This is a genomic window from Paenirhodobacter hankyongi (assembly GCF_003664585.1).
Lineage (GTDB): Bacteria > Pseudomonadota > Alphaproteobacteria > Rhodobacterales > Rhodobacteraceae > Rhodobacter > Rhodobacter hankyongi.
The window spans coordinates 94543-109281 of record NZ_RCHI01000008.1 but is presented as its reverse complement, the minus strand read 5'-3'; the positions used below and the strand labels follow the sequence as shown (position 1 = coordinate 109281).

Below are 14739 nucleotides of genomic sequence, written 5' to 3'. Positions count from 1 at the left end.
ATGGGACGCATCATCTGTGCCGGGCTCGGCCCCGGCGACCCCGATCTGATCTCGGTGCGGGCGGACCGGGCGCTGCGCACGGCCCGCCAGATCGCCTATTTCCGCAAGAAGGGCCGGCAGGGCCAGGCGCGGCGCATCGTCGAGGGGCTGCTGCCCGCGGGCGTCGCCGAGCATCCGATGGAATATCCGGTGACGACCGAGATCCCCTTCGACAGCCCCGCCTATAACGCGCTTCTGGCGGCTTTCTACGACAGCTGGGCGGCGCGGCTGGTGACGCTCGCGCAGGCGGGCGATGTCGTCATCCCCTGCGAGGGCGACCCGTTCTTCTATGGCTCGTTCATGCACCTTTACGTGCGGTTGCGCGGCAAGGTCGAGATCGAGGTGATCCCCGGCATCACCGGCATGACCGGTTGCTGGAACGCGACGGGCGAGCCCTTCACCTGGGGCGACGACGTGCTGACCGTGCTGATGGGCACCCTGCCCGAGGACGAGCTCGCCGGGCACATGGCGCGTGCCGATGCGCTGGTCATCATGAAGACCGGGCGCAACCTGCCGCGGGTGCGGCGCGCGCTGGCGCAGGCCGGGCGGCTCGAGGCGGCCTGGCTTGTCGAACGCGGCACCATGCCCGGCGAGCGCATCGCCCGGCTGAGCGAGGTCGACGATGCCGACTGCCCCTATTTCGCGATCGTGCTGGTGCATGGTCAGGGGCGGCGACCGGCGGCGGAGGAGGCGGCATGAGCGGCTGGATCGCGGTTGCGGGGCTGGGGCCGGGGGCCGAGGCGCTGGTGACGCCCGAGGTCAGCGCGGCGCTGGCCGAGGCAACGGATGTCGTGGGCTATATCCCCTATGTCGCGCGCATCGCGCCGCGGGCGGGGCTGACGCTCCACCCCTCCGACAACCGGGTCGAGCTCGACCGCGCCGCCCTTGCGCTGACCCTTGCGGCCGAAGGGCGGCGGGTGGTGATCGTCTCCTCGGGCGATCCCGGGGTCTTCGCCATGGCCTCGGCGCTCTTCGAGGCGCTCGAGGCCGCGCCGGAGCATGCGGGCGCCGACATCCGCATCCTGCCGGGCATCACCGCGATGCTGGCCGCCGCCGCGCGGGCGGGGGCGCCGCTTGGCCACGACTTCTGCGCGATCAACCTGAGCGACAACCTCAAGCCCGTCGCGGTGATCGAGCGTCGGCTGCGTGCCGCGATCGCGGGCGATTTCGCCATGGCCTTCTACAACCCCCGCTCGAAGGCGCGGCCCGAGGGCTTTGCCCGCGTGCTTGAAATCCTGCGCGCGGGCTGCGAGCCCGGCCGGCTGATCACCTTCGCCCGCGCCGTCAGCACGCCCGACGAGGCACTCTGCACCGTGACGCTGGCCGAGGCGCGGTCCGAGATGGCCGACATGCGCACCGTGGTGCTGGTCGGCAATTCCGGGACGCGGCGGGTCGGTCGCTGGGTCTATACGCCGCGCGGGGTGAAGCCGTGAGCGGCGAGCCACTCACTCACCCCGGCGACCTCGGCGCGGACCTCGCGCGGCGGCAGGGCGGGGCGGTCGATCACGATGACGCCAAGGCCGAGCGCGCGCGCCGCGATCAGCTTCGCCTCGGCCCCCGCGCCGCCGGCGTTCTTCGCGACGACATGGGTGATGCCGTGGTCGCGCAGCAACGCAATGTCGCCCTCGGTGCTGAACGGGCCGCGGGCGATCACCGCCTCGGCATCGGCCAGCGGCAGCAGCCCCTCGGGCGGGTCGACAAGGCGCAGCAGATAGTGATTGCCGGGCTTTCCGGCGAAGGGGGCGAGCGTCTGCTTGCCGATCGCCAGAAACACCCGCGCGCCCGCCTCGGGAAGCGCCGCGACGGCGGCCGCGATGTCGGGCACGGCGGTCCAGCGGTCGCCCGGCTCCGCCCGCCACGGCGCGCGTTCCAGCGCGACGAGCGGCACGCCGGTCTGGGCACAGGCGGCGATCGCGTTGCGGCTCATCTGCGCGGCGAAAGGGTGGGTGGCGTCGATCACCGCGCCGATGTTTTCGGCGCGCAGGAAGGCCACCAGCCCCGCCACCCCGCCAAAGCCGCCGATCCGGGTGGGCAGCGGCTGCGGCGCCGGCGCCCCGGTGCGCCCGGCATAGGAGAAGAGCGCGGGCAGGCCCGAGGCGGCCAGCGCCGCGGCCATGCGGCTCGCCTCGGTGGTGCCGCCCAGAAGAAGGATGCGCGTCATGGCTGAGCCCTGGCTGCTGATCGTCGGTCTTGGCGAAGATGGCCTTGCCGGGCTGCCGGATGCAAGCCGTGCCGCACTCGCCACGGCCGAGGTGATCTTCGGCGGGCCGCGGCACCTCGAGCTGGTTGGCGCCGGGGCGCGCGCGCGGGCCTGGCCCGTGCCCTTCGACATCGCGCCGGTGCTGGCCGAGCGGGGCCGGCGCACGGTGGTTCTGGCCTCGGGCGATCCGTTCTGGGCGGGGGCGGGGGCGGTCCTGGCGGCGGCGCTCGGCCCCGGCGAGTGGCGGGCGATCCCGGTTGCGGGCGTGTGCTCGCTGGCAGCCGCCCGGATGGGCTGGCGGCTGGAGGACACGACCTGCCTTGCGCTGCACGCTGCCCCCTTCGCGCGGCTGCGCCCGGTGCTGTGCCGCGGCGTCCGGGTCATCGCCACGCTGCGTGACGGCGCGGCGGTGGCCGATCTCGCGCGCTGGCTCGCCGATGGCGGTTTCGGCGCGGTCGGGATGACGGTGCTCGAACGGCTGGGCGGCCCGGCCGAGCGGTTGCGCCGCGCCCGCGCCGATGCTTTCGATCTGGACGAGATCGCGGCCCCCGTTGCCGTGGCGCTCGACGGCGCCGCGCTGCCCGCGGGGGCCGGCCTGCCGCGCAGCCCGGGCCTGCCCGAGGCGGCCTTTGCCCATGACGGGCAGATCACCAAGTCGCCGGTGCGGGCGCTGACCCTTGCAGCCCTTGCCCCCCGACCCGGCGCACTCTTGTGGGACATCGGCGGCGGCTCGGGCTCGGTCTCGGTCGAGTGGTGCCTGGCCGGCGGTCGCGCCTGCACGATCGAGCCGCGGCCGGACCGGCTCGACAACATCCGCGCGAATATCGCGGAGTTCGGCCTTGGCGGACGGATGCAGGCGGTGCAAGGCCAGGCGCCCGCCGCGCTTGCCGGCCTGCCTGCACCCGATGCCGTCTTCGTCGGTGGTGGCGGTTCCGAGGCGCTGTTCGCGGCGCTGTGGGAGGCGCTTGCCCCCGCCACCCGGATCGTCGCCAATGCCGTCACGCTTGAAACCGAGGCGCTGCTGATCGCGCTTCATGCCCGCCACGGCGGCACGCTGCTGCGGATCGAGATCGCGCAGGTGGCACCGCTTGGCCGGGGTCGCGGCTGGGCGCCGGCGCGCCCGGTGGTGCAGTGGAGCGTGACCCGATGAGGGTCGCGGGCGTGGGCTTTCGCGCGGCCGCGACGGCGGCCGAGATCGCGGCGGCGCTGGCCCCCCTGGGCCGGCTCGATGCGCTGGCGACGCTGCCCACGAAGGCCGCGGCGCTGCGGGCGGCGGTGGTGCCGCTTGGGCTGCCGGTGCGTGCGGTCGAGGTCGCGGGCGTGCCCACCCCCACCCGCGCGCCGCGCATTCTGGCGGCCCATGGCACCGGATCGGTGGCCGAGGCGGCGGCGCTGGTCGCCGCGGGCCCGGGCGCCCGCCTTGCCGTGCCGCGCCGCATCTGTCCGGGCGGCGTGACCGTCGCCCTTGCCCTGTCCGAAGGAGAGACCGAATGACCGTCCATTTCATCGGCGCGGGTCCCGGCGCCGCCGATCTGATCACCCTGCGCGGGCGCGACCTGATCGCCGCCGCGCCGGTCTGCCTGTATGCTGGCAGCCTGGTGCCCGAGGCGCTGCTCGCCCATTGCCCACCCGGTGCGCGGATCGTGAACACCGCGCCGCTCAGCCTTGACGCGATCATCGACGAGATCGCCGCGGCCCATGCCGCCGGGCAGGACGTGGCGCGGCTGCATTCGGGCGATCTGTCGGTCTGGTCGGCGATGGGCGAGCAGCTGCGCCGGCTGCGCGCGCTCGGCATTCCCTATGACGTCACCCCGGGCGTGCCGGCCTTCGCCGCCGCCGCCGCAACGCTGGGGGCCGAGCTGACCCTGCCCGGCGTCGCGCAATCGGTGGTGCTGACCCGGACCTCGGGGCGCGCCTCGGCGATGCCCGAGGGCGAGACGCTGGCGAATTTCGCCGCGACCGGGGCGGTGCTGGCGATCCACCTGTCGGTGCATGTGCTGCCGCGCGTGATCGCCGAGCTGACGCCGCATTACGGCGCCGATTGCCCGGTGGCGGTGGTCTGGCGCGCAAGCTGGCCCGACGAGCGGGTGCTGCGTGCGACGCTCGGCACGCTCGACCCGGCGGTGGGCGAGGGCGAGCGCACCGCGCTGATCCTCGTCGGCCGCTCGCTTGGCGCCGAGGACTTCGGCGAAAGCCGTCTTTACGCCGGCGATTATGACCGCCGTTTCCGCCCGCGCGGCGCGGCGCCGCGCTTCCCGGATACGGGCGCATGACGGGGCGGATGACAAGGCGGATGACGGGGGGGCTGCTGATCGCCGCGCCCGCCTCGGGCACCGGCAAGACCACGCTGACGCTCGGCCTGATTGCCGCGCTGCGGGCGCGCGGCGTCGCGGTGCGGCCGTTCAAATGCGGGCCCGATTACATCGACCCGGCCTTTCACGCCGCCGCCGCCGGGCGCGCCTCGGTCAATCTCGACAGCTGGGCGATGACGGCAGGGCAGATCGCCGCGCTGACCGCGCCAGATGACGCGGGGCTGGTGATCGCCGAGGGCTCGATGGGCCTGTTCGACGGGGTCGCGGTGCCGGGCGAGGCGGGGATCGGCGCCTCGGCCGATATCGCGGCGCTGACCGGCTGGCCGGTGGTGCTGGTGCTCGATGCCTCGGGCGCGGCGCAATCGGTTGCGGCGATGGCGCTTGGCTTTGCGCGTTACCGTTCCGATGTGCGGCTTGCCGGCGTGGTGCTGAACAATGTCGCCTCGGCGCGGCACGAGGCGCTGATCCGGCGCGGGCTCGAGGCGGTGGCGATCGAGGTGCTGGGGGTGTTGCCGCGCGCCGCGGGCATCCGCCTGCCCGAGCGGCATCTGGGCCTCGTGCAGGCCGAGGAGACCTCGGAACTCGATGCGCTGCTGGCCGAGGCGGGCACGGTGATCGCGCGCTGCTGCGATCTTGAGCGGATGCAGGCGGTGGCCATGTCCGTGCCGATGGACGCCGGGCCGGTGCCGCGCCTTGCCCCGCCCGGCGGGCGCATCGCGCTGGCCCGCGACGCGGCGTTTTCCTTCGTCTATCCGCATCTGTTGGCCGAATGGCGCGCGGCCGGGGCGACGATCGTGCCGTTCTCGCCGCTCGCCGACGAGGCGCCCGACCCGGGTGCCGATGCCTGCTGGCTGCCCGGCGGCTATCCCGAGCTGCACGCGCCGCGGCTGGCTGCCGCCGAGACCTTCCGCGCCGGGCTGCGCGCCTTTGCCGAAACCCGCCCGGTGCATGGCGAATGCGGCGGTTACATGGTGCTTGGCGCGGGGCTCGTCGCGGCCGACGGGGCGCGCTATCCTATGACCGGGCTCCTCGGGCTCGAAACCTCTTTCGCGACACGCCGGATGCATCTCGGATATCGACTCGCCACGCTTGCGGCGCCCACGCCCGTCGCCCCGCCCGGCACCCGCCTGCGCGGGCACGAGTTCCATTATGCCACGATCCTCGCGCAGCCCGACGCGCCGCTTGCCGCCGTCACCGACGCCACTGGCGCGGCGGTGGCCGAGACCGGCTCGCTGCGCCTCACCCCGGGCGGCGGGCGCGTCACCGGCACCTTCTTCCACCTGATCGCAAAGGCCAGCGCATGACCGGCTTCGTCTCCTTCGTTTCCTCCGGCCCGGGCGATCCCGAGCTGATCACCCTCAAGGCGGTCGACCGGCTCAAGCGCGCCGATGTCGTGCTGTTCGACGATCTCGCCTCGGGCCCGGTGCTGGACCATGCGGGGGCGGGGGCCGAGCGGATTGCGGTGGGCAAGCGCGCCGGCCGGCCCTCGGCGAAGCAGGAACACGTCAACGCGCTCCTGGTCGAGCACGCGCAGGCCGGCAAACGCGTGGTGCGGCTGAAGTCGGGCGATTCGGGTATCTTCGGTCGGCTCGAGGAGGAGATCGGCGCGCTTCTGGCCGCCGGAATCCCTTACGAGATCGTGCCGGGCGTGCCCTCGGCCTGTGCCGCGGCGGCGCATGCGGGCATCCCGCTCACCCGCCGGCTGACCGCGCGGCGGCTGCAATTCGTCACCGGCGCCGACGTCACCGGCGGCCTGCCCGAGACGCTCAACTGGGCGGCGCTCGCCGATCCGGGGGTGACCACCGTCGTCTTCATGGGCAAGCGCACCTTCCCGGACCTCGCCCGCGGGCTGATCGCGCAGGGCCTGCCGGCCGACACCCCCGCGATGCTGGCCGAGGCGGTGGGGCAGGAGGGGCAGAGCTTCCTGCGCTCGACCGTGGCGGAGCTGGCCGAGGTGCTGGCGGGCGCGCGCACCGACCATCCGGCGCTGATCTTCTATGGCCCGCTCGCCCCCTTCGGCCTGCCGCCCGGAGAGACCGGCGGCGCTTGACCTCGGCGCGCCGTTGGCGTTTATCTGAACCCCTGCATGGTGCCCATCACGCGCAAAGCGCCGGGCTTCATCGGGAACGGGGAAGGGCGGACCCAGTTGCGGCGCCCGAAGCCCCGGCCGCCCCCGCGACTGTATGCGGCGAGCGCCCTTCACATTGCCACTGGGGTTTCCCCGGGAAGGCGAAGAGGTGCTGCGACCCGCGAGCCAGGAGACCGGCCAGCAGGCAACCTCAACCGCCGTCGGGTGTGACGGCAAGGAGACCGACATGCATATCGAACCCGGTATCGTCACCGGCGCCAAGCTGCTGCTGAGCTATGCCACCGCTGCCACTGCGGGCGTCTACACGCTGAAGACCGCCTTTGAGGCGATCCGCGCGCAGGGCGCCGTTTCGCTGATCGCCCGCTCGGCGATCGCCACCGCCCTCGTCTTCACCTTCTTCGAGGTGCTGCCGCACATGCCCGTGGGCGTGTCCGAGGTCCACCTGATCCTCGGCTCGACGCTGTTCCTGATCCTCGGCGCGGCGCCGGCGGCGATCGGGCTGGCGCTTGGCCTGCTGGTCCAGGGGCTGTTCTTCGCGCCCTTCGACCTGCCGCAATACGGGATGAACATGACCACGCTGCTGGTGCCGCTCTTTGGCCTGCAGGCGCTGGCAAAGCGGCTGATCGCGCCCGGCACGCCCTATGTCGAGCTGCGCTATACGCAGGCCCTCGCGCTCTCGACCGCCTATCAGGGCGGCATCGTCGCCTGGGTCGGCTTCTGGGCCTTCTATGGCCAGGGCTTCGGCGCGGTCTCGCAGGTGGCGACCTTCGGCATGGCCTACATGACGGTGATCCTCGTCGAACCGCTCGTCGATCTTGGCGTGCTGGCGGTGGCGAAGCGTCTGAACGCGCTGCGCGGCTCGGCCCTCGTCACCCCGCGGCTTTACGCCTGAGGACCTGCGGGCGGCAGGACACCCTGCCGCCCGCAGACAGCACGCATGATCGAACTGACCCTCATCGGCATCGGCACCGGCAACCCCGGGCATCTGACGCTGCAGGCGATCGACGCGATGAACGCGGCCGATCTGGTGCTGATCCCGCTCAAGGGCGCCGAGAAGTCGGACCTTGCGGGGCTGCGCCGCGCGCTGTGCGAAACCCATCTGCGCAGCCCCGGCCCGCGCGTCGTCGACTTCGCCCTGCCGGTGCGCGAGGCGGAAAATCCCTCCTACCGGCAAGGGGTGGACGACTGGCACGACGCCATCGCCGCCGCCTGGGAGCGCGAGATCCGCACGCAGATCGGCACCGGGGGGCGGGTGGCGCTCCTGGTCTGGGGCGACCCCTCGCTTTACGATTCGACGCTGCGCATCGCGGCGCGGCTGGCCCGCGTGCTGCCGGTGACGACCCGCGTCATTCCCGGCATCACCGCGGTGCAGGCGCTCTGCGCCGCTCATGCGATCCCGCTCAACGAGATCGGCGCGCCGGTCGTGATCACCACCGGGCGGCGGCTGCGCGACGACGGCTGGCCCGGGGGCGCCGACACGGTTGTGGTGATGCTCGACGGCGGTTGCGCCTTCAGCACGCTTGCGCCCGAAGGGGTGACGATCTGGTGGGGCGCCTTCGTCGGCATGGCCGAAGAGGTGCTGCACGCGGGCCCCCTGGCCGAGGCCGGGCCCGAGATCCTTGCCACCCGCGCCGCCGCACGCGCCGCGCATGGCTGGATCATGGACATCTACCTGCTGCGGCGCAGTTAACCCGCAAGCTCAAGGAATGCGGCCATCGCCCGGGTGCGGTGGCGTTCGGGGTGGCTCAGCGCGGTGAACGGCCGTTCGGCGCCGGGCAGGGGGGCAAGCGTCACCGCGCCCGAGGCCGTGGCATGTTCCGCGACCCGCTCGGACAGCGCCGAGATCCCGCCGCCCGCCGCCACCGCGGCCAGCACCGCCTCGTTCGAGGGCAGTTCGAGAACCACCTCGAGCGCCGCCGTGTCGAGGCCCAGCCGGTCGAGCGCGGCAAGGGCGACCGAGCGCGTGCCCGAGCCCTCCTCGCGCAGGATCCAGCGGGCCTGCGCCAGCGCCGCGCCCGCGGGCAGCGGCTGCCCCGCTGGCCCCACCAGCACCAGCCGGTCGCGCGCCACCGCGCGGGCGCGCAGCGCGCCGTCGCTCACCGCCCCCTCGACAAAGCCGAGATCGGCGGCCCCGGCGCGCACCGCCCCCGCCACCTGCGCGGTGTTGCCGACATCGAGCCGCAGCCGCACCTGCGGATGCGTGGCGCGGAACCGCACCAGCAGCGCCGGCAGCCAATAGCTTGCCACCGTCTGGCTCGCCCAGATCCGCAGCACGCCCTGCGGCCGCGCGCCGAGATCATCGAGCACCGCCTGCGCCGTTTCCAGCCGGTCGAGTGCCGCCCGCGCCTCGGGCACGAAGGCCGCGCCCTCGGCGGTCAGCACGATGCGCCGGCCGATCCGGTCGAAAAGCTGCACGTCATGGGCGCGTTCGAGTGTGGCCAGCGCCGCCGAGACCGCCGATTGCGTCAGGCCAAGCGCCTCGGCCGCGCGGGTGACATGGGCGCGGTCGGCGACAGCGAGGAAGATGCGGAGCTGTTCGGGCGTCATGCGAGATTGATAAGTAGAAACGAACGATTCTACCAGAATTATGAATTGGAATTGTTGAATGCGTCGGGCGATGAGGGGGCATCCAGCGAAAGTTTCTGCCATGACCTCTGTCGTTCTTCCCCGCCCGGCGCTGCCCTTGCGCCTTGTCGCCCCCGGCCTTGCGCTCTGCCTTGCCCTTGCGCTGCTCGCGATGGCGGGGCAGGCGGTGCTGGGCATCGCCGCGCTCAGCCCGCTTGTCCTCGCGCTGATCCTGGGGGTCGTCTGGCGCAATACCTTCGGCACCATCGCCGTGCTGCAACCGGGCATCGCCTTCTCGCTCAAGCGTGTGCTGCGCGCGGGGGTGGTGCTGCTGGGGTTCCAGCTGACGCTGACGCAGGCGGCCTCGGTCGGGGTTTCCGGCCTTGCGGTGATCGCGGTGACGCTGGTCGCGACCTTCACCGTGACGAAGCTGCTCGGCCGGCTGCTGGGCGTGCCCGCGCCGCTGGCCGAGCTGATCGCCGCCGGCAGCTCGATCTGCGGCGCCTCGGCGGTGATCGCGGTGAACACGGTGACGAATGCCGATGACGAGGATGTCGCCTATGCCATCGCCTGTGTCACCGTCTTCGGCACGCTCGCCATGCTGGGCGCGCCGATGCTGGCCGCGGCGATCGACCTTGGCCCGCGCGCCTATGGGCTGTGGACCGGCGCCTCGATCCACGAGGTGGCGCAGGTGGTGGGGGCGGCCTTTGCCCGCGGCGAGGAGGCGGGGCATTTCGGCACCATCGCCAAGCTCAGTCGGGTGATGCTGCTTGCGCCCCTGATCCTGACGCTGGGCGCGCTGCGGCGCGAGCGGGCCGAGGGCGCGGCGCGGCCGCCGCTGCCGTGGTTCGTCTTCGGCTTCATCGCGGTGGTGCTGCTGAACACCGTGCTGCCGCCGGCGCCTGCGCTGCATGCGGCGATCGCCAGGGGCACTGCCTTCCTGCTCACCGTGGCGCTGGCGGCGATGGGGCTTGAAACCGATATCCGCCGGCTGAAGGCGCGCGGGCTGCGGCCGCTGGCGCTTGGCGCGCTGGCGGCGGTCTTCATCTCGGGCCTCGCCTTCGCGCTGGTGCAGCTGGTGGCCTGAGCTTACTCCGGCGCGGTGATCGTCAGCCGCACCGGGGCCAGCCCGGCGATCGTGCCCTCGAGCACATCGCCCGGCCCGACCGCCCCCACGCCCGAGGGTGTGCCGGTCATCACCAGATCGCCCGGCCCGAGGTGGTAGAGCGTCGACAGATGCGCGAGCAGCGCCGGCACCGACCAGATCATCTCGCCCAGACCCGAGCCCTGCCGCGGCGCGCCGTTCACGGTGAGCGCGATCGCCTGATCCGCCAGCGCACCGAAGGTGGCGGCGGGGGTGATCTCGGCGACGATGGCCGAGCCCTCGAAATCCTTGCCGGTATCCCAGGGATGGCGCTTCGCCTTCGCCGCCGCCTGCAGATCGCGCCGCGTCATGTCGAGCCCGACGGCATAGCCGAAGACCGCCGCCGCCGCCTCGGCCTCGCTCGCGCGGAAGAGCGGCGCGCCAAGCGCCACGGTCAGCTCGACCTCGTGGTGCAGATCCTGCGTGCCCGGCGGATAGGGCAGCGCGCTGCCCGACGCCGCCAGCGCGAAGGCCGATTTGGTGAAATAGACGGGCGACTCGCGGTCGACCTCGGCCCCCATTTCCTTCGCGTGTTCGGCATAGTTGCGGCCGACGCAGAAGATGCGCCGCACCGGATAGCGGGCCGCATTGCTCGCCACCGGCAGGGTCGGCAGGGCCGGGGCCTCGAACAGAAGATCGGTCATGTCTGTCTCCTTCATGCCTGTGCCGCCAGTGACACGAGCCGCAGGCAGACCCGCACCGCCGCCGCCATGTCCTGCACCGAGATCCATTCGAGCGGCCCGTGGATCTCCTGCATGCCGGTGAAGAGATTGGGGCAGGGCACGCCCATCTCGGTCAGGCGCGAGCCGTCGGTGCCGCCGCGGATGGCGCGGGCGACGGGCTCGATCCCCTCGGCGCGGCAGGCGGCATGGGCGAGCGTCACCGGCGTCATGTCCTTTTCCAGCCAATAGCGCATGTTGCGATATTGCGGGCGGATCTCGCAGGTGATTTTCGCGCGCGGCTCGGTCGCGGCGATGGCGGCGCAGGCGGTGCGCAGCAGCTCGCCCCGGGCGGCGAGGCCATCCAGCTCGAAGTCGCGCAAGATGATGCTCAGCTCGGCCTCGGCCGCGGTGCCGGTGAGCGCATAGACGTGCCAGAAGCCGTCGCGCCCGCCGGTCACCTCGGGGGTCTGGGTCGCCTGCGGCAAGAGCTCGATCAGCTTTGCCGCCAGATGCAGCGCGTTCACCATCTTGCCCTGCGCCGTGCCGGTATGGGTCGAGACGCCGGTGATCTTCACCTTGGCGCCATCGGCCGAGAAGGTCTCGTGCTCGACCTCGCCAAGCGCGCCGCCGTCGAGCGTATAGGCGAAATCGACGCCCAGATCGGCGGGCAGGCGCGGATCGACGCCGCGGCCGATCTCTTCGTCCGGGGTGAAGGCGAGGCGCAGCTTCGGATGCGCGATCTCGGGATGGGCGAGCAGATGCGCGGCGAGCGTCATCACCACGCTCACCCCGGCCTTGTCGTCGGCGCCAAGGAGCGTGAGGCCCGAGGCGGTGATGATGTCATCGCCGATCTTGGTGGCCAGATAGGGCGCGGTCTCGGGGCTCAGCACCAGATCGGGGGCGTCGGGGAAGGTGATCGGCCCGCCGGCATAGCCGCGGATCACCCGCGGTTTCACCCCGGTCGCGTGATAGGCCGGCGCGGTGTCCATATGCGCCAGAAGTCCGATCACCGGCCCTTCGGCCGTCGCCGGCACCGTCGCCAGCACCGCGCCATACTCGGTCACCGTCACCTCGGCCGCACCGATCGCGGTCAGCTCGCCGGCCAGCATCCGGGCCAGATCGAGCTGGATCGCCGTGCTCGGCTGCGTCGCCGACGCTTCGTCGCTTTGCGTGTCGACCGAGGCATAGCGGACCAGCCGCTCTTCCACATCGCGCTCGAACTGGGTCATCGCGGATCTCCTTTTCGGCCCGGATCAGGACCCGGCGGCGCGCCGCTGTCAAGCCAAACCCGCCCTTGGCGGCGGCCGGGGGCGGGGCTAGAAAGGCGCTCCAAACCCCGGAGGAGAGCATGGACACAGCCGCCCGCATCGCCCGCACCATCGCAGCCGAAATCGACGCCCGCCCCGAGCAGGTGCGCGCCGCGACGGAGCTTCTGGACGGTGGCGCGACGGTGCCCTTCGTCGCCCGCTATCGCAAGGAAGTGACCGGCGGGCTCGACGACACGCAGCTGCGCAAGCTGGCCGACCGGCTGATCTATCTGCGCGAGATGGAGGCCCGCCGCGCCGCCATCGTGTCGAGCATCACCGAGCAGGGCAAGATGACCGACGATCTGGCCCGCGCGCTGGCCGGTGCCGGCACCAAGGCCGAGCTCGAGGACATCTATCTGCCCTACAAGCCGAAGCGCCGCACCAAGGCGATGATCGCGCGCGAAAACGGGCTTGCGCCGCTCGCCGAGGGGATCCTTGCCGACCGCCGTGCCGATCCCGAGGCGCTGGCGCAGGGCTTCGTGAGCGCGGCGGTGCCGACGGTGAAGGACGCGCTGACCGGCGCGCGCGAGATCGTCGCCGAGGGGCTGGTCGAGAACGCGACCCTTCTGGGCGAGCTGCGCGCCTTCCTGTCGCGCGAAGCGAAAGTGACGGCGAAGGTCGTCGCCGGGCAGGAGGAGAAGGGCGCGAAATTCTCGGACTATTTCGACCATGCCGAGGACTGGGCGACGATCCCGAGCCACCGCGCTCTCGCGCTGCTGCGCGCCTCGAACGAGGGGGTGGTGACGCTCGACATCGGGCCCGACGAGGCCGGCGCCGAGCGTGCCGTGGCGATGGTCGGCGCGGTGCTCGATGCGCGCACGCAGGCGCCGGGCGATGTCTGGCTGCGCACGGTGGCGGGCTGGACCTGGCGGGTGAAGCTGTCGCTGTCGATGATGCTCGATCTGACCGCCGAGATGCGCGGCCGGGCGCAGGAAGAGGCGATCGCCGTCTTCTCGCGCAACCTCAAGGATCTGCTGCTGGCGGCGCCGGCGGGGTCGAAGGCGACGCTCGGTCTTGACCCGGGCATCCGCACCGGGGTCAAGGCGGCGGTGGTCGACGCGACGGGCAAGCTTGTCGCCACCGACACGCTCTATCCGTTCCAGCCGAAGAACGACGTGCGCGGCGCGCAGGCGGCGATCCTGCGGCTGATCACGGCACATGGGGTCGCGCTGATCGCGATCGGCAATGGCACCGCCAGCCGCGAGACCGAGCGGCTGGTCGCCGACACGCTGAAGCTGCTGCCTGCGAGCGTGAAGGCGCCGGTGAAGGTGGTGGTGTCCGAGGCCGGCGCCTCGGTCTATTCCGCCTCGGAACTGGCGGCGCGCGAATTCCCCGGGCTCGATGTCAGCCTGCGCGGCGCGGTCTCGATCGCGCGGCGGTTGCAGGACCCGCTCGCCGAACTGGTGAAGATCGAGCCGAAGTCGATCGGCGTCGGGCAATATCAGCACGACGTCGACCAGTCGAAGCTGGGCCGCGCGCTCGAAGGCGTGGTCGAGGATGCGGTGAACGCCGTGGGCGTCGATCTGAACACCGCCTCGGCGCCGCTGCTGGCCCATGTCTCGGGCCTCGGGCCGGGGCTGGCCGAGGCGATCGTGGCGCATCGCGACGTGAACGGCGCCTTCCGCTCGCGCAAGGAACTGCTGAAGGTCAGCCGCCTTGGCCCGCGCGCCTTCGAGCAATGCGCGGGCTTCCTGCGCATCCGCGAGGGCGACGAGCCGCTTGACGCCTCGGCGGTGCACCCCGAGGCCTATGACGTGGCGCGCCGGATCGTGAAGGCCTGCGGCCGCGACATCCGCGCCCTGATGGGCGACAGCGCCGCGCTGAAGCGGCTGAACGCGGCCGATTTCGTCGATGCGAGCTTTGGCCTGCCCACGGTGCGCGACATCCTGAGCGAGCTGGAGAAACCCGGCCGCGACCCGCGGCCGAGCTTCGTCACCGCGACCTTTGCCGACGGTGTCGAGGACATCAAGGACCTGAAGCCGGGGATGCAGCTCGAGGGCACGGTGACCAATGTCGCGGCCTTCGGCGCCTTCGTCGACATCGGCGTGCATCAGGACGGGCTCGTTCACATCAGCCAGCTCGCCGACCGTTTCGTGAAGGACCCGCATGAGGTGGTGAAGGCGGGCGACGTGGTGCGGGTGCGGGTGACCGAGGTCGACGTGGCGCGCAAGCGCATCGGGCTGACCATGCGCAAGGACGGCGGTGCCTCGGCCAGCGAGGAACGCGCCGCGCGCGGGCCGCAGGGCGCGCCGAAGGGGCGGGGCCCGAAAGGACCGATGAGTGCCGCACCGAAGGGCACTTCCGGCGCCGGGACCGGGGCTTTCGGGGCGGCGCTTCTGGACGCGATGAAGCGGCGCTGAACGGCAGGGCTTGGCAAGCGGCCCTGTCCCGGCGCAGAAGGGGACAGGGCCGGCGCACGGC

Annotated in this window: 15 protein-coding genes and 1 riboswitch; of the genes, 11 read left to right on the top strand and 4 right to left on the bottom strand. The window is 72.4% G+C overall.

Annotated features, from left to right (window positions below; translation table 11 throughout):
- A complete protein-coding gene (locus DYS74_RS10535; RefSeq protein ID WP_121533593.1) occupies positions 1 to 738 on the top strand; it encodes a precorrin-2 C(20)-methyltransferase in 738 nt (245 codons plus the stop codon).
- On the top strand, positions 735 to 1472 hold the full coding sequence (cobJ, locus tag DYS74_RS10530) for a precorrin-3B C(17)-methyltransferase (protein ID WP_121533591.1): 738 nt from the start codon (positions 735 to 737) through the stop codon (positions 1470 to 1472). The genes DYS74_RS10535 and cobJ overlap by 4 nt, the downstream gene beginning before the upstream one ends.
- Here the strand turns inward: cobJ and DYS74_RS10525 are convergent.
- Complete coding sequence (locus DYS74_RS10525; RefSeq protein WP_121533589.1) at positions 1445 to 2200, bottom strand: cobalt-precorrin-6A reductase; 756 nt, start codon at positions 2198 to 2200, stop codon at positions 1445 to 1447. The genes cobJ and DYS74_RS10525 overlap by 28 nt on opposite strands.
- Between DYS74_RS10525 and cbiE the strand changes: the two genes are divergently transcribed.
- From cbiE to cobF, 7 genes are all read left to right on the top strand, one after another.
- Positions 2199 to 3389: a precorrin-6y C5,15-methyltransferase (decarboxylating) subunit CbiE gene (gene cbiE / locus DYS74_RS10520; RefSeq protein WP_121533587.1), complete on the top strand. Its 1191-nt coding sequence runs from the start codon at positions 2199 to 2201 to the stop codon at positions 3387 to 3389. The two genes, DYS74_RS10525 and cbiE, sit on opposite strands and share 2 nt — an antisense overlap.
- Entirely contained in the window at positions 3386 to 3733 is a 348-nt protein-coding gene (locus tag DYS74_RS10515; RefSeq protein ID WP_121533585.1) for a cobalamin biosynthesis protein, read from the top strand. The genes cbiE and DYS74_RS10515 overlap by 4 nt, the downstream gene beginning before the upstream one ends.
- A complete protein-coding gene (cobM, locus tag DYS74_RS10510) occupies positions 3730 to 4512 on the top strand; it encodes a precorrin-4 C(11)-methyltransferase (protein WP_121533583.1) in 783 nt (260 codons plus the stop codon). The genes DYS74_RS10515 and cobM overlap by 4 nt, the downstream gene beginning before the upstream one ends.
- A gap of 20 nt (positions 4513 to 4532) precedes the next feature.
- Positions 4533 to 5855 (top strand): cobyrinate a,c-diamide synthase, encoded by a 1323-nt coding sequence (locus tag DYS74_RS10505; protein ID WP_121533581.1) that lies wholly within the window; start codon positions 4533 to 4535, stop codon positions 5853 to 5855.
- On the top strand, positions 5852 to 6601 hold the full coding sequence (gene cobA, locus DYS74_RS10500; protein WP_121533579.1) for a uroporphyrinogen-III C-methyltransferase: 750 nt from the start codon (positions 5852 to 5854) through the stop codon (positions 6599 to 6601). The genes DYS74_RS10505 and cobA overlap by 4 nt, the downstream gene beginning before the upstream one ends.
- Positions 6602 to 6620: 19 nt before the next feature.
- Positions 6621 to 6836: riboswitch (cobalamin riboswitch) on the top strand.
- A gap of 30 nt (positions 6837 to 6866) precedes the next feature.
- Positions 6867 to 7532 (top strand): energy-coupling factor ABC transporter permease, encoded by a 666-nt coding sequence (locus DYS74_RS10495; RefSeq protein ID WP_121533577.1) that lies wholly within the window; start codon positions 6867 to 6869, stop codon positions 7530 to 7532.
- Between the two features lie 45 nt (positions 7533 to 7577).
- The gene (cobF, locus tag DYS74_RS10490) at positions 7578 to 8330 is read left to right on the top strand and encodes a precorrin-6A synthase (deacetylating) (protein ID WP_121533575.1); all 753 of its coding nucleotides are present in this window, start codon (positions 7578 to 7580) and stop codon (positions 8328 to 8330) included.
- On the opposite strand, the gene DYS74_RS10485 is transcribed toward cobF, so the two are convergent.
- Complete coding sequence (locus DYS74_RS10485) at positions 8327 to 9187, bottom strand: LysR substrate-binding domain-containing protein (protein ID WP_121533573.1); 861 nt, start codon at positions 9185 to 9187, stop codon at positions 8327 to 8329. The two genes, cobF and DYS74_RS10485, sit on opposite strands and share 4 nt — an antisense overlap.
- A gap of 100 nt (positions 9188 to 9287) precedes the next feature.
- On the opposite strand from DYS74_RS10485, the gene DYS74_RS10480 reads away from it, so the two are divergent.
- Positions 9288 to 10292 (top strand): YeiH family protein, encoded by a 1005-nt coding sequence (locus tag DYS74_RS10480; protein ID WP_121533571.1) that lies wholly within the window; start codon positions 9288 to 9290, stop codon positions 10290 to 10292.
- A 2-nt stretch (positions 10293 to 10294) separates the two neighbouring features.
- On the opposite strand, the gene DYS74_RS10475 is transcribed toward DYS74_RS10480, so the two are convergent.
- Entirely contained in the window at positions 10295 to 10993 is a 699-nt protein-coding gene (locus DYS74_RS10475; RefSeq protein ID WP_121533569.1) for a fumarylacetoacetate hydrolase family protein, read from the bottom strand.
- 11 nt (positions 10994 to 11004) lie between these two features.
- Positions 11005 to 12240: a peptidase T gene (gene pepT / locus DYS74_RS10470; RefSeq protein ID WP_121533567.1), complete on the bottom strand. Its 1236-nt coding sequence runs from the start codon at positions 12238 to 12240 to the stop codon at positions 11005 to 11007.
- 119 nt (positions 12241 to 12359) lie between these two features.
- Between pepT and DYS74_RS10465 the strand changes: the two genes are divergently transcribed.
- Positions 12360 to 14678 (top strand): Tex family protein, encoded by a 2319-nt coding sequence (locus DYS74_RS10465; protein WP_121533565.1) that lies wholly within the window; start codon positions 12360 to 12362, stop codon positions 14676 to 14678.
- The last annotated feature ends 61 nt before the right edge of the window (positions 14679 to 14739 follow it).